The following is an 18,615-nucleotide window of genomic DNA, read 5'->3' on the forward strand; positions in this document are numbered from 1 at the left end:
CCCCGGGTAACCGCCACCCGGGGCAGCGGTCATCCGGGGACGGAAGTCACCCGGAAGCGGCGGTCATTCGGTGATGATATTGGCGGGCGTCTCGCCGGCCTGGATGTGGCGCAGCTGCTCGGCGAGCAGCACTTCGATGCGCGGCACGAATGCCGTCGTGTCCCCGCCGACGTGCGGCGTCAGCAGCGTGTTCGGGGTGCCCCACAGCGGGTGGTTCTCCGGCAGCGGCTCGGGGTCGACGACGTCGAGGGCGGCGTGGAGGCGACCGGAGCGCAGCTCCTCGACGAGGGCCGCGGTGTCGACGACCGGCCCGCGCGCGACGTTGACGACGAGGGCGTTGTCGGGCAGCTGGGCGAGGAACTCCGCGTCGACGAGGTGGTGGGTCGATTCGGTCAGCGGCGTGATGAGGATGACGACCTCGGCGTGCGGGAGGAGCTTCGGCAGCTCCTCGGTGGCGTGCACCTGCCCGAACTCGTCGGTCCGGGCCCGGGTGCCGACCCGGGTGATCTCGACCTCGAACGGGGCCAGGCGCCGGCAGATCTCCGCGCCGATCCCGCCGACGCCGACGACGAGCACCCGCCGGTCGGCGAGCGAGCGCCGGCGACGGTGGTTCCACGTCCGCGACACCATGTCCCGGGCGGCGTCGTCGATGCCGCGCAGGCTGCCGAGGGTGAGCGCGATCGCCATCTCCGCGGTGGCCGCGGCATGCACCCCGGAGGCCGTGGCGATGGCGACGTCGGTGCCGACCCGGTCGGCGACGATGTCGTAGCCGGTGGTCTGGAGCTGGATGAGCTTGAGGTCCGGGAGCTCGTCGAGGAGCTCCACGGTCGGTCCGGCGTCGATGTAGGGCAGGACGATCGCGTCGATCGATTCGCGGCTCACCCCGGCCTCCTGGTCCTCCGCGGACCACACGACGAGCTTGAGATCGGCGCGCTGGTGGTTGGGGATCCGGGAGTCGACGCGGTCGCGCAGCTCGGCGTCGGGAAAGGCGATGGTGCGGATGTCGAGAGTCGTCATGCCCTCATTCTGGCAGATGCCCCGGCGCCCGGTCTCAGGGCAGCCGGTCCGCGATCGCGCGGGTGATCCGGAGGAGGACCGCCGCATCGCCGGGGGCGAGAGCGTCCTCGAACACCTCGCCGATGTGGGCGCGGTGCACCCGGCCGGCGGCCCGGAACTCGTCCCAGCCGGCATCGGTCAGGGTGATGAGGTGCGCACGGCCGTCCTGCGGGCAGGCGCTCTTGACCACCCACCCCTTCTTCTCGAGCACCCCGATCCGGTAGTTGAGCCGGGGGGCGGAGAACACGAGGCGCTCGGCGAGGACGCTCATCCGCAGGGTGCGGGCGGGCGCTTCGACGAGAAGGAGCAGGAGGTTGTAGTCGCTGAGCCCGAGCCCGGTGGCGGAGCGGAGCTCGGTGTCGAGGTGGCCGATGAGCCGCTGCGAGGTCTCGAGGTAGCTGCGCCAGGCGTCGAGTACCCCGGCCTCCGCGAGCAGGCTCGGCCCCGCCCCGGGGACCTCACCGGCGGGTGGGGCGCCGCCGGCGGGCGCGCCGGGAGGCGCGCCGGGCTCAGGCACCGAGGAGCTGGTCAAAGGGGGTCACCGCCTCCGGGTCGAGGTCGTCGAAGACGCTGCGGGTCTCCGCCGGCTGGGCGGCGACGAGCTCGGCGAGCTCCTCGGCCACGGAGCGCACGCGCGTGCCGAAGCCGGTCATCGCCTCCGGCGCACCCCAGTCGTCGGTCGCGGCGAACACCGAGGTCGGGGTGACGAGGCCCTTGAGGTAGGTGATGAGCGGACGGAGCTGCTGGTCGACGACGAGCGAGTGCCGGGAGGTGCCGCCGGTGGCGGCGAGCGCGACGGGGATGCCGCGCAGGCCGGCGTCGGGGAACAGCTGCCAGAACAGGGACACGAGGCCGAGCGGCGCGGCGTTGTACACCGGGGTGACGACGACGAGCCCGTGCGAGGTGCGGATCCGGTCGAATGCCGTCTCGAGTGCCTCGGACGCGATGCCGGTGAGCGTCATGTCGACGAGGTCGTGGGCGAGCGGGCGGAGCTCGATCACCTCGACCTCGGCGTCCACGCCGCCGAGCCGCAGCTGTTCGCGCGCGGCGGCGAGGATGCGCTCGGCGAGCGCGGTCGAGTTCGACGGGTCGCCGGTGCCGCCGGAGACGGCGATGATGCGGTAGGTCATCGCGCACCTCCTGCACTGCTTGCGGCGCCGGTGGACGCGCTCTCCGCGGACTCCCGCTCGGCGCGCGCGGCCCGGTCCTGGAAGGCGCGGGACTCCGGGCTGCCCCCGGCCACCGGGTCGAGTCCGGCACGGTGGCGCTCGACGAGCCACTCGTGGGTGGGGGCGTCGGGCACATCGGCCGGGCGGAGGACGTCCATCTCCTTGCGGAGGACGGGCAGCACCTCGGCACCGAAGATATCCATCTGCTCGAGCACGGTGTCGGTGGGCAGTCCGGCGTGGTCGATGAGGAACATCAGCCGCTGGTAGTCACCGGCCCAGTCGCGCATCGACAGGTAGCGTTCGATGACCTGTTGCGGGCTGCCGACGGTGAGCGGCGTCTGCGCGGTGAAGTCCTCGAGGCTCGGCCCGTGGCCGTAGACCGGGGCGTTGTCGAAGTACGGGCGGAACTGCTTGACGGCGTCCTGCGAGTTCTTCGCCATGAATACCTGCCCGCCGAGGCCCACGAAGGCCTGGTCGGCGCGGCCGTGGCCGTAGTACTCGTAGCGCTGGCGGTAGAGCTTGACCATCCGCGCGGTGTGGGAGGCCGGCCAGAAGATGTTGTTGTGGAAGAAGCCGTCGCCGTAGTAGGCGGCCTGCTCGGCGATCTCGGGGCTGCGGATCGAGCCGTGCCACACGAACGGGGGCACCTCGTCGAGCGGGAAGGGGGTGACGGTGAACCCGTTGAGCGGGGTCCGCAGATTGCCTTCCCAGTCGATGTTCTTCTCCCGCCACAGGCGGTGGAGGAGGTTGTAGTTCTCGATCGCGAGCGGGATGCCCTGGCGGATGTCCTTGCCGAACCACGGGTAGACCGGGCCGGTGTTGCCGCGGCCCATCATGAGCGACACGCGGCCGTCGGACAGGTGCTGGAGGTAGCTGTAGTCCTCCGCGATCCGCACCGGGTCGTTCGTCGTGATGAGAGTGGTCGCCGTCGACAGGCGCAGGCGCTCGGTGGTCGCCGCGATGTGCGAGAGCAGGACCGGCGGGTCGGCGGGGGCGACGAAGGGCGGGTTGTGGTGCTCGCCGGTGGCGAACACGTCGAAGCCGACCTCTTCGGCCTTCTGCGCGATCCGCAGGGTGGACTTGATGCGCTCGTGCTCGGTCGGGGTGGTGCCGGTGGTCGGATCGGTGGTGACGTCGCCGATCGTGAAGATTCCGATCTCCATGATGCCTCTTCTCATTGAAGGCTCAACTACTTGGTTAAAACTTTAACATACCCCCGGTGCAGGTACTCCCGGTGCGGTGAGAGGTGCGGACGGTCGGCGCAGCCGCGCTGGGAGGGCACGCCGTTGGGAGGGGCCGGACGCGCAGGAGAGGTGGAGGAATTCAGACGGTCCCGAGGCGGCCGCTGATCGGCCAGCGCACGGTGCGGGTGCGTGCCGGGTCGCCCCAGAGCGCACGCAGGTCTGCGGCGAAGTCGCGGAGGAGCGCCTCGCGGCCGGCCTCGTGCGCGGCGCGCACCGCTGACCACGTCGACACGTAGCCGAGCAGCTCCGCGCAGGTGAGCTCGCCGGTGATCGCGAGCGGCGGCAGGGGCACCTCGGCGAAGGGGAAGTCCAGGGTCCGGTAGCCGGCGTCGACGTGGTGCCGCTCCGGCGGCCAGAAGGGGCCGATCTCCGCGGAGTAGAAGCGGTCGACCCGGGCGGCGATGTCCGGATCGGTCTCGATGACGCCGTAGGTGATGAGCGCGAGCAGCGCCCCGGGCGCGGCGATGCGGCGCACCTCGGCGTAGAAGGCCGGGAGGTCGAACCAGTGGGCGGCCTGGGCGGCGGTGACGAGGTGGACGGAGGCGTCCGCGGCCGGGAGCCGCTCGGCAGGCGTCTGCACGTAGTCGATGCGCGGGTGGGCTGCGGCCCGGGAGAGCTGATCGGCGCTCGGGTCCGCACCGATGACGCGCGGCAGGTGCGCGGCGAGGGCGACGGTGAGCTGGCCGGTCCCGCAGCCGACGTCGAGCGCGCAGAGCCCACGGGTGTCGGCGGAGCCCGCACTGTGCTCCCCCGCGCCTGCGGAACCTGCGGACGCGGCACCTGCGGAACCTGCGGACGTGGCGCCTGCGGCGGCGACGGAACGGCGGGTCGCCTCAGCGAGGTGGGCGGCGAGGGCGGGAGGGTACGAAGGCCGGAACCGAGAGTATCCCTCGGCTCCGGCCTCGAACCAGTTGCGGCTCATCGCGCGCCCCGTGCTCGGCGGATCCCTCAGATCCAGATCGCGGGGTCGACGAGCTCGTACTCCCCGCCGTGCGGGTGAGCCACCCCGGCGGGGCGCTTGATCGTCGCGGGCACGCCGACCGCGATCGAGTCCGGCGGCACGTCCTTGACGACGACCGCGTTCGCCCCGACCGAGGCGCCGTCCCCCACCGTCACCGGGCCGATGACCTTGGCGCCGGCGCCGATGAGCACGTCGTTGCCGATCGTGGGGTGGCGCTTCTCCTGCTCCATCGAGGTGCCGCCGAGGGTGACCTGCTGGTAGAGCATGACGTCGTCGCCGATCTCCGCGGTCTCACCGACGACGATGCCGTTGGCGTGATCGATGAAGAAGCGGCGGCCGATCGTCGCCCCCGGGTGGATCTCCACCCCGGTGAGCGTCCGCACGATCTGGGACAGCAGCCGTGCGGGCACCTTCCCGGACGGGCGCTGCCACAGCTTGTGCAGCCCGCGGTGCGCCCAGATCGCGTGCAGTCCCGGATAGCTGACGAGAGTGACGAGGTCGCTGTGCACCGCGGGATCGCGGCGGCGGGCGGTCTCGAGGTCCTCGCGCACCGCGGCGCGCACCGCCGGCCGGGTCGCGACGAAGGCTGCGGCCGCGACGGCGGTCCCGGCGGCGATTCGGGTGAGGAGGGCCAACTCGATCAGTCCATGTACTCGGCGAACAGGGGCGTGGTGAGGTAGCGCTCGCCGAAGCTCGGGATGATGACGACGACGCGCTTGCCCTGGAACTCCGGCCGCGCGGCGACCTTCTCCGCTGCGGTGATCGCGGCACCCGAGGAGATGCCCACGAGCAGGCCCTCCTCGGTGGCGACCTGCCGCGCCTTGGCGAAGGAGTCGTCGTTCGACACCGCGACGACCTCGTCGTAGACGTCCGTGTCGAGGATGTCGGGGACGAAGTTCGCGCCGATGCCCTGGATCATGTGCGGGCCGGCCTCGCCGGTGCTGAGCAGGGCGGATGCCTCGGGCTCGACGGCGACGATGTGGACGCCCGGGTTCTTCTCCTTGAGGAGGCGGCCGGCACCGGTGATGGTGCCGCCGGTGCCGATCCCGGCGACGAACACGTCGACCTGGCCGTCGGTGTCGGCGAGGATCTCCTCACCGGTGGTCTCTCGGTGGACCTGCGGGTTCGCGGCGTTGGAGAACTGGCGGACGAGGACGGCGTCGTCCTGCGCGCCGATCTCCTCGGCCTTCGCGACCGCGCCCTTCATGCCCTCGGCCTTGGGGGTGAGGAGGAGTTCGGCGCCGAACGCGCGGAGCAGCGCCCGGCGCTCCTTCGACATCGACTCCGGCATGGTGAGGACGACCCTGTAGCCGCGCGAGGCGCCGATCATCGCCAGCGCGATACCGGTGTTGCCCGAGGTCGCCTCGACGATGGTGCCGCCGGGCTTGAGCTCGCCGGAGGCCTCGGCGGCGTCGATCATCGCCACGCCGATCCGGTCCTTGACCGAGTTGGCCGGGTTGTAGAACTCGAGCTTGCCGACGATCTCCGCGCCGGTGCGCTCGCTCGCACGGCCCAGCTTGACCAGCGGCGTCCGGCCGACGAGCTCGGAGACGTTGTTGTAGATCTTCACAGTGTGTCCTTCCATTCGTACACAGGGAGACGGGGGTCCGCTGCACGAAGAGCTCGGACCTGGGGTATGGGAGGGCCGTGCTCTTCGCCCACACACCAGCCAATGGCTTCAGCTGCTGGTACCCGGCGCTGCCGCAGCGGCCGCACGGGTATCACGATGTCTCGTTCAACGACAGTCGTGAGGACATTATTCCAAACCGCCGCGGGGTGCGCGCACCCGGTCCGACCTCCGGGAACGCCGGCTCGATTAGACTCCTGGGCATGACCATCCATCCCATCGTCGTGTACGGCGAGCCGGTCCTCCACCGCCGGGCCGAGCCCGTCGCCGAGTTCGACTCCGCCCTGCACACCCTCATCGACGACATGTTCGAGACCCTCGCCGCATCGAAGGGCGTCGGTCTCGCCGCGCCGCAGATCGGCGTCGGGCAGCAGATCTTCGTCTACGACGCCGACGACGAGGTCGCCGAGGTGCGCCGGCGCGGCGTGTTCGTCAATCCCGTGCTCGTCGCCTCAAAGATCGAGGACGTCAGGCCCGATCCGGACACCGAGTCGGAGGGCTGCCTGTCCGTGCCGGGTCTCGACTTCCCGATCAAGCGCGCCCACCGGGTGACCGTGAGCGGGAAGGACGCAGACGGGCAGCCGATCAGCCTCACCGTCGAGGGCTGGTTCGCGCGCATCATGCAGCACGAGTTCGACCACCTGCAGGGCACGCTCTACGTCGACAAGCTCGACAAGCGCTGGTCGAAGAAGTGGAAGCGGGCCCAGGAGGAATGCGGCTACGACGAGCCGGGCATCTCCTGGATGCCGGGCACCGACCCGGACCCCTTCGGGCACTGATCACCCGCTGAGCCCCGATCGAAACCCGGGGCGAGCAGCCGGGCCGGAGCCGGTCTCCGCGGCCGATCGGGCGTCCGCGCCGGCCGCGCGGACGCCGACCTCAGTCGCGCGGCGCCCGGTGGAGGTCGCCGGCCTGGCGGCGCAGCTCGGCACTGAGATCGAACACCGGTTCCGCACCCGGTTCGAGCGCGGCCGGGCCGCGGTCGGAGCGATCGGCGGTGTGCTGGACAGAGTGATGCCGGCCGACGTCGACCCCGGCGGTGGTGCCACGGTCGGTGTGGTCCCGGTCGGCGTGGTCCCGATCGGCGGCCCGCGCCTCGGCGGTGGACGACCCGATCCCCCGCGCCGATCCGGCGCCGGCCGGGGCCGCCTCGGACTTCTGCGCCCCGGCCTGCTGCGCCTGGGCGAGCCGGCGGTCGAGGTCGTCGAGGTCGTCGAACTCCTCGGCGGTCTCCTCGAGCTCGGACAGCAGTCCCTTGATGACGTCGGCGTGGGATTCGGCCTCGATGTTGAGCTCGCGGAAGCGCCAGTCGGCGGATTCGTCGTCGGCGGTGCGGGAGAGCACGTCGAGCACCCGGTCGCCGAGCACCTTGGACTGCTCGGTGTGGGCGAGGACGGTGAGCTGGCGGTCGAGATCGAGGAGGTGCTCGTAGTACTCGTGCATCGCGACCACCCGGTCGGCCATCGAGCGGAATGCGGTCGCGAGCTTGGTCAGGTAGGTGTCGATGCGGGCGCTCGTCTGCGGTTCGCGCACCGATTCGAGCTCGCTGCGGAGCTCGACGAGCTCCTGCAGGCGGGTGCCGATCGAGGCGACGGCGTGGTCGAGGTCGACGCGGGCCACGTGGTCCTGCAGGATCGGGTGGGTCCACGCCCGCGTCTGCGCGATCCGGCGGGCGGTGGTGACAGCGAGGTGGAAGAGGCGCTGCTCGTCGGTGTCCTGGCCGGAGGTGAGCCCGGGAATCCAACCGAGGTCGGTGGGGGTGATCCAGCGGGCGGCGGCCGCGGCCTCCTTGTCCTTCTTCGACAGGCGCTTGGGGTCGCGGCGGTACTTGAGCCCGGTCCAGCCCGCGGTCACCGCGGTGATCGCGCCGAACACTCCCGTGGTGACGACCCCGGCGGCGACGATGTCACCGGCGAGCGCGATAACGGCGGTGGGGAGCGCGGCGAGCCCGGTCGCGGTGAGTCCGGCGCCGGCGGTCGTGCGGTAGATGAAGTTCGAGCGGATAAGATTGCGACTCATCGCCGGGGAGGCGAAGGTCGGGGCCGGGGAGCCGACCGAGACGCGGTATCCGCGGGCCAGCCAGGTGCTCACGACGCTCGAGGGCACGCTGTCGGGGACGAGGATCCGGTACACCGGCGGGGTCGCACCGCACTCCTCGCGCCACAGCGATTTCCAGGTTCTGCTCACCGTCCACCTTCCGCGTCTCGCCACTGCTGTCCGGGTCTCACCACTGCTGTCCGGCGCGGCCGCGTCGCGCGGCAGGAAACCACCCGCAGGCATGGCGGCGGCACCGGATCGTGGCCTCCAGTGTAGGACCGGGAACTGACACATCGCTGTGTATCCGGGGATGCAGACGGCTCCCGGGATGAAGTCGGGGGTTTTCCCCACCTCGTCCCGGGAGCCGTGTGCGCGGTGCGACCGGCGGGCGATCCGATGCGCGACCAACCGCCGTTCCGCGGCCCCGACTGTCCGCCGACAGGGCGGCAGCCGATCGGCGGTGTCGGCCGACCAGCGGTGTCAGCCGCCGATCTTCGTCATGATCATCTCGCGCGCCTTGCCTGCGTCGGCCTGACCGCGGGTGGCCTTCATGATCGGCCCCATGAGCGCGCCGATCGCCTGCATCTTGCCGCCCTTGATCTTCTCGACCACATCCGGGTTGTCGGCGAGCGCCTGGTCCACAGCGGCCTCGAGCGCGCCGGTGTCCTCGACGATCTCGAGTCCGCGCGCGGACATGACGTCGCTCGGGGAGCCCTCGCCCGCGGCGACGCCGGCGAGCACCTTCCGGGCGAGCTTGTCGTTGAGCTTCCCGGCCTCGACGAGGCCAGCGAGCTCGGCGACCTGCGCCGGGGTGGCGAGCTGCGCCGGCTCGACCTCGTCCTGTTTGGCCAGACGGGCAATCTCCCCGGTCCACCACTTGCGCGCGGCGGCCGGCGAGGCGCCCAGGGTGACGGTCTCCTCGATCGGGTCGAGCAGGCCGGCATTGATGACATCGCGCATCTCGAGCTCGGAGAAGCCCCATTCGCCGAGCAGCCGGCGGCGGCGCTGGGCGGGGAGCTCCGGCAGAGTGCTGCGGATCTCCTCGACCCAGGCGCGGGCGGGCTCGACCGGAACGAGGTCGGGCTCGGGGAAGTACCGGTAGTCGTCGGCGTCGGACTTCACACGCCCGGACGAGGTCTCCCCCGTGTCCTCGTGGAAGTGGCGGGTCTCCTGCAGGACCGACCCACCTGCTTCGAGGATCGCGGCCTGGCGGCTGATCTCGAAGCGGACGGCGCGCTCGATCGAGCGGAAGGAGTTGACGTTCTTCGTCTCCGTGCGGGTGCCCAGCGGCGCCTCGGGCGAGGTGCGCAGGGAGACGTTGATGTCGGCGCGGACGTTGCCCTGCTCCATGCGCGCCTCCGACACGTCGAGGGCCTTGAAGATGTCCCGGAGCGTGCGGACGTAGGCGGAGGCCACCTCGGGAGCGCGCTCCCCGGTGCCGACGATCGGGTGGGTGACGATCTCGACGAGCGGCACGCCGGCCCGGTTGTAGTCGACGAGCGAGTGCTGGGCGCCGTGGATGCGCCCATCCGAGCCTCCCACGTGAGTGTTCTTGCCGGCGTCCTCCTCCATGTGGGCGCGCTCGATCGGGACGGTGACGATCTCGCCGTCCGCGAGCTCGACCTCGACGGAGCCGTCGAAGGCGATCGGCTCATCGTACTGGGATGTCTGGAAGTTCTTCGGCACGTCCGGGTAGAAGTAGTGCTTCCGGGCGAAGCGGCAGGATTCGGCGATCTCGCAGCCGAGTGCGAGACCGATCTTCACCGCATATTCCACGGCCTTCCCGTTGACGGCCGGCAGCGCCCCGGGGAGTCCGAGCGAGACCGGGGTGACGTTGGTGTTCGGACCGCCGCCGAAGGTGTTGGGCGCGGCGTCGAACATCTTCGTGGCGGTGCCGAGCTCGACGTGCACCTCGATGCCGATGACCGGATCGTATTTCGCGATTGCGTCTTCGTACTTCATCGTGTTCCTCACAGTTCCGGTGCCTGCGCGAGCAGCGAGTGGCCGCGGGCGGAGTCGAGTGCGGATTCGAGGCCGGCGCCGATCCGATAGAGGCGCGCGTCCTCATGGGCCGGGGCGAGCAGCTGGAAGCCCACGGGCAGGCCCTCAGACAGTCCGGCGGGCAGCGACATCCCGGGGATGCCGGCGAGGTTGGCCGGGATCGTGGCGACGTCGCCCAGGTAGAGCGCCATCGGGTCGGAGCTCTTCTCCGCGCCGAACCCGAACGCCGTGGTGGGCGCGGTGGGCGAGACCAGGACGTCGGCCTGTTCGAAGGCGGCGGCGAAGTCGCGCTGCACGAGGGTGCGGACCTTCTGCGCCGAGCCGTAGTAGGCGTCGTAGTAGCCGGCCGACAGCGCGTAGGTGCCGAGGATGATGCGGCGCTTGACCTCGGCGCCGAAGCCGGCGGCGCGGGTGGCGGCCATGACGGTCTCCGCGGTGACGGGACCGTCCTCCGGTTCGACCCGCAGGCCGAACCGCATGCCGTCGTAGCGTGCGAGGTTCGAGGACACCTCGGAGGGCATGATGAGGTAGTACGCGTCGAGCGCGTAGCCGAGCGACGGGCAGTCGACCTCGACGATCTCCGCGCCCTGGGCGGCCGCGAGGTCGAGAGCGGAGCGGAAGGCGGCGCTCACGCCGTCCTCGTAGCCCTCCCCCGCGAGCTGCTTGACGACTCCCAGGCGGACGCCCTCGAGCGCGCCGCCGGACGCGCCCTGCTGGGCGGCGGCGAGGAAGTCGGGCACCTCACCGGGCAGCGAGGTCGAGTCGTGCGGGTCGTGGCCGGCGAGGATCTGGTGGAGGGCCGCGGCATCGGTGACGGTGCGAGCGACGGGTCCGACCTGGTCGAGGCTCGAGGCCATTGCGATGACACCGTAGCGGGAGACCGAGCCGTAGGTCGGCTTGACGCCCACCGTACCGGTGAAGGCGGCGGGCTGGCGGACCGATCCGCCGGTGTCCGTGCCGACGGAGAACGGGCTCTCGAACGCCGCGACCGAGGCGGCGGCACCGCCGGACGAACCGCCGGGCACCTTGGTCGTGTCCCAGGGGTTCGTCGTATTGCCGAACGCGGAGTGCTCCGTCGAGGAGCCCATGGCGAACTCGTCGAGATTGGTCTTGCCCAGGAGCGGAAGGCCGGCGGCCTTCGTCCGGCGGTAGACCGTGCCGTCGTAGGGCGGGACCCAGTCGGCGAGGATCTTCGAGCCGGCGGTCGTGGTGATGCCGGAGGTGACGACGAGGTCCTTGTGGGTGACGGGGACACCGGCGAACGGGTGGAGATCCTCGCCGGCTGCCCGCTTGCGGTCCACCTCGGCGGCGGTCGCCAGCGCGACGTCACCGGTCACGGTGATGAAGGCGTTGACCGTGCCCTCGACCTGCTCGATCCGATCGAGGTGGGCGCGCGTGACATCGGTCGCGGAGAAATCCCCGGCGCGCAGGCCGGCGGAGAGCTCGACGGCGGTGAGCCGGGTGAGGTCGGCGGTCTGCTGAGCGCTGGAGCTCTGGGGAGTGTCGGTGTTCTGCGGGGCGTCGGCGTTCTGCGAGGTGCCCCGATTCTGCGGAGTGTCGGTCATGTCAGTCCTCCCCCAGGATCTGCGGGACGAGGAACTTGGCATCCTCGGACTGCGGGGCGCCGGACAGCGCCTGCTCGTTCGTCAGGGTCTCACCGACGACGTCCTCACGCATGACATTGGAGAGCGGGATGGGGTGGGACGTCGCGGGGACCTCGTCCGTGGCGACCTCGGCCACACGGGCCACGTTGGCGAGGATCGAGCTGAGGTCGCCGGCCGTACGAGCGAGTTCCTCTTCGCTCATGGCGATCCGGGCGAGGTCGGCCAGGTGGGCGACCTCCGCGGACGTGAGAGCGGATTTCTCCGACATCTTCACCCTTTCGTTGACGGTGTTCGGTGGCAATGTTCCGCGCCGTGCCTGCGTCGGTGCGTTCGGCAGTGCTGGTGGCAGCGCCTGTGGCAGTGTGCGCGGCAGCGGTCGGTCTACGTCGGTCAGTCTAGTGTCTGGCCCTGACACAGTCGTCCGAGCACCGCCGCCCGGGCGCAGCCGCGTGAGTTGAGCGGGGTGCGTGGGCAGTGTGAGTTGGGTGAGCAGGGCGAGCTGCGCGAGCGGGGTGAGCGGGGTGAGCGGGGCGAGCGGGGTGAACAGGGTGAGTTGCGCAAGCGAGACGGGCGGGGGTGGTTGAGCAGGCGAGACGGGGGTGGTTGAGCAAGACGAAGCCGAGTGAGCAGGGCGGAGCAGCGCCAGCAGGAACGAGCCGCATGAGCAACCGCGGCGAACGGCTGGGTGGCGCTGGAACGGACAGTGTCAAAGTGAATGACTGAGCGGTGCTGGAACGGACTGCGTCACGGCAGAGGCGGGCCCTACCTGAGCGAGGCCCGGTACAGAGATCAGTGACCCCCGAGCCGCGGGTCTGCCTCGCGCCGGCGCAGGAACCGATTGCGCCGAGGCACGGTCACATCCGGCGGATGGGTGGCGACCGGCAGGTGGCCGGCAGGGGGCTGGCAGGGGGTCGGCAGGGCTCGAGCTGCAGTCGTGGAGAGATGCGAGAGAGGCGGTACGCGCACGGGGCGCGGAAAGCCATCCCTGCGCAGAGCGGGGTAGATTTCCCCAATCGATGGTGCAGACGAAAGAATATTCAGATCAATATCGAACACCCTGTGGATAACACGGTTTTTCGGTGCTTTACGCGCATCCCGTGTCCGTGGGTCCCGATAGCCTGGAACCACTCGCACAGCACACCCGATCCAGTCCCAGTATCCACTCTGATCGTTCCGTTCCGAGGGAGGTGACCTCCGATGACCGCACCCACCGTCCACCCCGACAGCACCGACCCCGGCGACTCCGATCCCCCCGACCCTGCCGGTCACCCGTTCGGTGAGCGGCCTGCTCTCCTGCGGCTGCGGGACTCGGTGGCCGCCCATGATCGGGTGATGCTCGCCCGGATGCAGCTCATCGCCGAGACCATCGTCGAGGAATGCCTCGACCTCACCCCCGCCCCCGACTGCACCACCTGCGCGGGAACGGCCGGGCCCGTGGTTTCGTCTCCCGATTCTCCCGCCGCCGCGGACTCTGCAACCGGCATCGCAGAATCCGTGCCCTGTTCCGCGCCCACCGGCACTGCCAGCTCTGCCGCCGGCTGCCCGGGGTGTGGGCGGGACCGCTACGGGCTGCCTGCCGATGGGTCGCTCGCCCACTGGGTGCTCGAACGCGTCACCGGCGAACACCTCACCTGTCTCGCCGCGGTCCTCGACACCACCATCACACGCGCCTACACCGCCGCCCGCGAAGCACTCATCGCGACGTTCAGCCTGCGGGCCTGCCACGACCGCGCCACCACCGGGGAACTGCGCTACGAACGCCTGCAGTACGCCGCCCGCCGCGCCCACCGACTCGGGGATGAGAAACTCGCAGCGCTCGATGCGGGGATCACCGCACTGCGTCCCGATCTGTCGTGGGAAGCCTACTGCCGGGCGGTCAACGAACTCATCCGGATGCTCACCGATGACGAGGAGCAGGAGGAGCAAGTGCGGGAGAACCGGCGGGTCGATTTCTGGCGCAGCGATGCCCGGGAAGGCCGACTCCTCCTCACCGGTCCCCTCGAGCCCCTGCACGCCCTGCACCGCCGCCTCGAGGCCACCGCCCGCGCGATCCGGGCCGCCCACGCCTCGACGTTCGGCGAGCAGCTGCCGGCCGGGGCGCAGATCGCAGACGATCGCACCATCCCGCAGCTGATGTTCGACCTCCTCACCGCCACCGCCCCGAGCACCCACGTCGAGATCACCACCCCGAACGACACCGCCGGTTCCGACGACGCCTGCAGTCAGGACGCAGATGCGTCCACTGCTGAGGGGAGTACCGCAGATCCGAATCCAGGACTCTTCCCCTCCACCGGTGATACCGATGCAGGTGAAGCAGGCCCGGACGGGCGCGTGCGGCAACATGTCACGGTGACGTGTCCGTCGAATCAGGACTGGCTGCGCAGACAGGCCACCGTCGTCATCACCGTTCCCTTCCTCACCCTCACCGGACACACCACACTGCCCGGCACCTGGTCCGACGGCACCCCCATCCCCGCCGACCTCGCCCGCAGCCTCGCCGCCGGGTCGGAGAAATTCACCCGCATCCTCACCGACCCCACCACCGGCGCCATCTGCCCCGAGATCGCACAGTCCTACACGCTGCCGGCCGGAATGCGCACCACGCTGAACCAGACCTGGGCCTGGTGCACCGCCCCGGGCTGCACGCGGCGAGCCGAGACCAGCGAAGCCGACCACATCACCCCCTTCGACCACGCCGCTCCTGCTCGTGGCGGGCGGACGGACTTCGACAACCTCCACCCCCTGTGCAAGCAGCACCACCAGATGAAGACCGAACGGACCCTGCGCCTGCACCGCACCACCGACGGACTCATCTGCTGGCAATTCGCCCACGGCATCACCCACACCACCACACCGGCCGACAGGCCCGCCGATCGCGAAGCCGCGCGCATCACCCGCCGCCTCCTCGGCCTAACCGACCCCGACCCCGAAGACCCCGACCCCGACGAGCCCGATCCGCCGCCGAACGAACCCGACGACAACCCGGACACCCCGGGCACCCAACTGTCGGACGGCGACGACGACCTACGGAGTCCTCCCGATGGCGGACCGCCGCGTGACTTTGATGACGACGACCCGCCGGACACCCCGAACACCGGACCACCACACGGCCCCGGCAACGGGCCGCCCGATCAACCGCCCGGAGTATGCCCAGCTGCCAGTCCGCCGCACCACGATCCGGATGACAGCACGCCGGGCAGTTCCGCCGCTGCCGTGGTCATCGATCCGTGGGCGTACTGGGAGAAGGTCCCGAAACCGGACCCCGACGCCTCCGACGCCTCCGACGCCTCCGACGCCTCCGACGCCTCCGAGACGGAGGATAACCGTCCGCACGCCACCGCGCCGCAACCCGACACGACGATCGACCGCGCGCCCGCGGCCAGCCGAGAGGACACGCGCCTCACGGACTCCGTTACGCTGTTCAGCGGCACGTCCGACGACGGGAGCACGGAGGAGACATCGACCGCATCTCCCGCCGACGACGGCGACTCCTGGTGGCACGCCGACGACGACCCGCCGCCCTTCTGAATCGACACGGGACGGCACCTCTCCCGCACCCCAGACCGATCCGACCCTGAGATGTGCAGATCCGCTGCTGCTCCAACCAGCAGAGGCTGCCGATCAGAAGGCTGCCGGTCAGAAGGCTTTCAATCTGGGGGGGCTGACGATCGACTGACGCCGCTGATCAACTGAGCCCGCTGATCAGCTGGAGGCGACCGATCACCGGAGGTCACCGGTCAACAGACACCACTCCTCAGCAGGGCGACTGGCGTTCAGCGGATGCCGGCGTTCAGTGGATCTGGCGTTCAGTGGATGCTCCCCGTCAGCGGGGGCTGCCGACCCAGGGCAGTGTTCCGGGCAGCCAGGCGACCGAGCCGTTCGCCGCCTTGACGGCGCAGACGATCGAGCCGATGACGTGATAGACACCGACGGCCATCCAGATCGCGATCGCGGTGGCGATGGGGAAGAACCCGCCGGTGTACGGCTCATCCGCCGTCACCACGTAGAGCACGATGAAGTGGATGGTGAAGAGCAGCGCCGTGTACGCGCCGAAGCTGATCGACCAGTTGAGGGCGTTCCGGGCGTTGTGCCGCGCGAGCATCGGCTTGTGCCTGCTCTTCGCGTGGACGATCGACGTCGCGATGATTCCGAAGATATTCCCCAGCAGGGCGAGCCCACACAGACTGATGAGCCCGAGCCACCAGCCCAGCGCCCCGGTCGGCTGCTGCACCGGGACGGGCCCACCGGGCATGGCAGCAGACCCTGCTTCCGGTGAGAGCTGGTGCCTGCCCCCGGGCTCGAGACCGGAGCTCCGGTGGAGCCCGAAGGCTTGCTCGGGACCAGAGCCCTGGTGGGGACCGGGGACATGCTGGGGGTTGTCGGGGTGGCGGGGATTGTGGGGGCCGTTCACAGTGCTCTCAGCTCATGACGTTCGAACCGGCTCAGCTGCCGGTTTCGGCATCCAGATCGGCGGCATCGCTGTCCTCGTCCGCGGTGTCGCCGTCGCCGCTGGCCGACCCCTCGGCGAGGAGCTTGGCGAATGCCGCCTCGTCGAGCACGGGCACACCGAGGGATTCCGCCTTCTCGAGCTTCGAGCCGGCGTTCTCCCCGGCGACCACGTAATCAGTCTTCTTCGACACGGAGCTCGCGGCCTTCCCGCCCGCACCGGTGATCGCCTCCTTGATCCCGTCGCGGGTGAAACCCTCGAGGCTCCCGGTCGCCACGATCGTCAGCCCCGCGAGCGTCTGCGGCACGTCGGAGTCCTCGGGCTCCGGGTCGGCCATGACCACCCCATCGTCCTTCCACGTGTCGACGATCTCCCGGTGCCAGTCCACGCCGAACCACTCGACGACGCTCTCCGCGATCGTCGGACCCACACCCTCGACCTCGGCGAGCTCCTCCAACGAGGCACCGCGCAGCGCCTCCATCGTGCGGAAGCGCTCCGCGAGCGCCCGCGCCGCGGTCGGGCCGACGTGCCGGATCGAGAGCGCCACGAGCACGCGCCACAGTGGGCGCTCCTTCGCCGCAGCGATCTCCTCGAGCATCTTCACGGTGTTCGCCCGCGGCACCGAGGGCTTCTTGAGCTCGCCCGCCTTCTCCCCGCGGACGTACCGCTCCTCCTTGGTGTAGAAGTACTTGACGCGCTCGATCTCGCCGGTCGGCTCGCCCTTGACCCGCTTCTCCCGCTCGATCTCGACCTCGGCGAGGTCCTCGACGGTGAGATCGAACAGGTGTGCCTCGCTCGTCAGCGGAGGCACCTCCGGGGCGACCGGCTGCGTGAGCGCGAGCGCGGCCTCCTCCCCCAGCGCCTCGATGTCGAGAGCGGCCCGGGACGCGAGGTAGAACAGCCGGTTCGCGACCTGCGCCGGGCACGACCGGGAGTTCGGACACCGGATGTCCTTGTCGCCCTCGCGCATCTCCCGCAGCGCGGTTCCGCAGGACGGGCACACCGCGGGCATGACGAACTCCCGCTCGTCCCCGGTGCGTGCCGCGACCACCGGGCCGAGCACCTCGGGGATGACATCCCCGGCCTTCCGGATCGTCACCGTGTCGCCGATCAGCACGCCCTTGCGCTTGACTTCGTGCGCGTTGTGGAGGGTCGCCTTGCTCACCGTGGACCCCGCGACGGTCACCGGCTCCATCACCGCGAACGGGGTCACCCGTCCGGTCCGGCCGACCTGCACCTGGATGTCGAGCAGCCGGGTGGTGACCTCCTCCGGCGGGTACTTGTATGCGATCGCCCAGCGCGGGGCGCGCGAGGTGTATCCGAGCTCCTCCTGCGTCCCGATGTCGTCGACCTTGACGACCACTCCGTCGATCTCGTGGAGCACGTCGTGGCGATGCTCGCCGTAGTGGTCGATGTACTCCTCGACCTCCGACTCGGCACCGAGCACCCGGTAGTACTCGCTGATCGGCAGACCCCAGGACCGCAGCTGCTCGTAGACCTCCGACTGTGCGGCGGGCTCCGGATGATCCGGCCCCGCCGGGGTCCAGGCGGCGATCCCATGGACGAGCATGTGGAGCGGGCGCGCAGCGGTGACCTGCGGATCCTTCTGGCGCAGCGAACCCGCCGCGGCATTGCGCGGGTTGGCGAAGGGCGCCTTCCCCGCCTCGACGAGCGCGGCGTTGAGCTCGGTGAATCGCTCGACGGGGAAGAACACCTCGCCGCGGATCTCGACCTCCGCCGGCGGGAACTCCGTGTCGAGCCGGGTCGGGATGTCGGCGATCGTCCGCACGTTCGCGGTGATGTCCTCGCCCGTGCGGCCGTCGCCGCGGGTCGCGGCCCGCACGAGCTCGCCGTCGCGGTAGAGGAGGTTGACCGCGAGGCCGTCGATCTTGAGCTCGCACAGGAACCGGGTGCCGGCCGGCACCGCCTTGTCCGTGCGCGCCCGCCAGGCCCGCAGCTCCTCGAGGGAGAACACGTTGTCGAGGCTGTACATGCGCGACAGGTGCTCGACCTCCGCGAAGGTCGAGGTGTCGACGGCGCCGCCGACGGTCTGCGTGGGCGAGGCGTCGTCGACGAGCTCGGGGAACCGCTCCTCGAGGTCCCGCAGGGCCACCATGAGCGCGTCGTACTCCGCGTCCGACACGGTCGGCGCATCGTGCTTGAAGTAGGCCTCGCGATGCGCCTCGATCGCGGCCGTGAGCTCCTGCGCGTACCGGGCACGGGCCGAGGCGTCGGTGAGGTCGACATCAGCAGAGCTGCTGTCCGAGGTGTCGTCGTCGGAGGCGTCGCTGACCGAGGCATCGCTGACCGAGGCATCGCTGACCGAGGCGTCGCTGGTCGAGGCGCTGCTCACCGGAGTCTCATCCGCGGCCTTGGCCGCACCGTCCTGAGCCGCTGCCGTCGGCTCCTCGGCGGTCGATTCGTCGCCCGCCGGCTTCGTCGAGCGTGTCATGCTGCCTCCCCGTCGTT

Annotated in this window: 15 protein-coding genes; 2 read left to right on the forward strand and 13 right to left on the reverse strand. The window is 70.5% G+C overall.

The window, feature by feature from the left end; genetic code table 11:
* Window positions 1-63 precede the first annotated feature (63 nt).
* From MTQ12_RS03345 to cysK, 7 genes are all read right to left on the reverse strand, one after another.
* Entirely contained in the window at window positions 64-1,017 is a 954-nt protein-coding gene (locus MTQ12_RS03345) for a 2-hydroxyacid dehydrogenase (protein ID WP_247423906.1), read from the reverse strand.
* A 34-nt stretch (window positions 1,018-1,051) separates the two neighbouring features.
* A complete protein-coding gene (locus MTQ12_RS03350) occupies window positions 1,052-1,573 on the reverse strand; it encodes a MarR family transcriptional regulator (RefSeq protein ID WP_247423908.1) in 522 nt (173 codons plus the stop codon).
* A complete protein-coding gene (locus tag MTQ12_RS03355; RefSeq protein WP_247423910.1) occupies window positions 1,566-2,186 on the reverse strand; it encodes a CE1759 family FMN reductase in 621 nt (206 codons plus the stop codon). Before MTQ12_RS03355 ends, MTQ12_RS03350 begins: the two co-directional genes overlap by 8 nt.
* A complete protein-coding gene (locus MTQ12_RS03360; protein ID WP_247423912.1) occupies window positions 2,183-3,388 on the reverse strand; it encodes an LLM class flavin-dependent oxidoreductase in 1,206 nt (401 codons plus the stop codon). The genes MTQ12_RS03355 and MTQ12_RS03360 overlap by 4 nt, the downstream gene beginning before the upstream one ends.
* Before the next feature lie 160 nt (window positions 3,389-3,548).
* Window positions 3,549-4,391, reverse strand: coding sequence for a class I SAM-dependent methyltransferase (locus MTQ12_RS03365; RefSeq protein WP_247423915.1), 843 nt, complete (start codon window positions 4,389-4,391; stop codon window positions 3,549-3,551).
* Window positions 4,392-4,417: 26 nt separating this feature from the next.
* Window positions 4,418-5,047: a serine O-acetyltransferase gene (cysE, locus tag MTQ12_RS03370; protein WP_247423993.1), complete on the reverse strand. Its 630-nt coding sequence runs from the start codon at window positions 5,045-5,047 to the stop codon at window positions 4,418-4,420.
* Window positions 5,048-5,070: 23 nt separating this feature from the next.
* Window positions 5,071-6,000: a cysteine synthase A gene (gene cysK, locus MTQ12_RS03375; RefSeq protein ID WP_137320227.1), complete on the reverse strand. Its 930-nt coding sequence runs from the start codon at window positions 5,998-6,000 to the stop codon at window positions 5,071-5,073.
* Between the two features lie 260 nt (window positions 6,001-6,260).
* On the opposite strand from cysK, the gene def reads away from it, so the two are divergent.
* On the forward strand, window positions 6,261-6,836 hold the full coding sequence (def, locus tag MTQ12_RS03380; RefSeq protein WP_137320228.1) for a peptide deformylase: 576 nt from the start codon (window positions 6,261-6,263) through the stop codon (window positions 6,834-6,836).
* A 100-nt stretch (window positions 6,837-6,936) separates the two neighbouring features.
* Here the strand turns inward: def and MTQ12_RS03385 are convergent, their stop codons facing one another.
* From MTQ12_RS03385 to gatC, 4 genes are all read right to left on the reverse strand, one after another.
* The gene (locus MTQ12_RS03385) at window positions 6,937-8,244 is read right to left on the reverse strand and encodes a hypothetical protein (protein ID WP_247423916.1); all 1,308 of its coding nucleotides are present in this window, start codon (window positions 8,242-8,244) and stop codon (window positions 6,937-6,939) included.
* 330 nt (window positions 8,245-8,574) lie between these two features.
* Window positions 8,575-10,056: an Asp-tRNA(Asn)/Glu-tRNA(Gln) amidotransferase subunit GatB gene (gene gatB, locus MTQ12_RS03390; RefSeq protein WP_247423919.1), complete on the reverse strand. Its 1,482-nt coding sequence runs from the start codon at window positions 10,054-10,056 to the stop codon at window positions 8,575-8,577.
* 8 nt (window positions 10,057-10,064) lie between these two features.
* Window positions 10,065-11,660, reverse strand: a complete 1,596-nt coding sequence (gene gatA, locus MTQ12_RS03395; protein WP_247423921.1) for an Asp-tRNA(Asn)/Glu-tRNA(Gln) amidotransferase subunit GatA — start codon at window positions 11,658-11,660, stop codon at window positions 10,065-10,067.
* Window position 11,661: 1 nt separating this feature from the next.
* Window positions 11,662-11,967, reverse strand: a complete 306-nt coding sequence (gatC, locus tag MTQ12_RS03400) for an Asp-tRNA(Asn)/Glu-tRNA(Gln) amidotransferase subunit GatC (protein WP_247423923.1) — start codon at window positions 11,965-11,967, stop codon at window positions 11,662-11,664.
* 929 nt (window positions 11,968-12,896) lie between these two features.
* Here gatC and MTQ12_RS03405 point away from each other — a divergent pair.
* Window positions 12,897-15,227, forward strand: a complete 2,331-nt coding sequence (locus tag MTQ12_RS03405) for an HNH endonuclease signature motif containing protein (RefSeq protein WP_247423924.1) — start codon at window positions 12,897-12,899, stop codon at window positions 15,225-15,227.
* Window positions 15,228-15,522: 295 nt separating this feature from the next.
* On the opposite strand, the gene MTQ12_RS03410 is transcribed toward MTQ12_RS03405, so the two are convergent.
* Entirely contained in the window at window positions 15,523-15,951 is a 429-nt protein-coding gene (locus MTQ12_RS03410; RefSeq protein ID WP_247423926.1) for a DUF4870 domain-containing protein, read from the reverse strand.
* Window positions 15,952-16,141: 190 nt separating this feature from the next.
* Window positions 16,142-18,598 carry an NAD-dependent DNA ligase LigA gene (gene ligA, locus MTQ12_RS03415; RefSeq protein ID WP_247423928.1) on the reverse strand — a complete coding sequence of 819 codons (2,457 nt, stop codon included), beginning with the start codon at window positions 18,596-18,598 and terminating at the stop codon, window positions 16,142-16,144.
* Between the last annotated feature and the right edge of the window lie 17 nt (window positions 18,599-18,615).

Source organism: Brevibacterium sp. R8603A2 (assembly GCF_023072605.1).
GTDB classification, from domain to species: domain Bacteria; phylum Actinomycetota; class Actinomycetes; order Actinomycetales; family Brevibacteriaceae; genus Brevibacterium; species Brevibacterium pityocampae.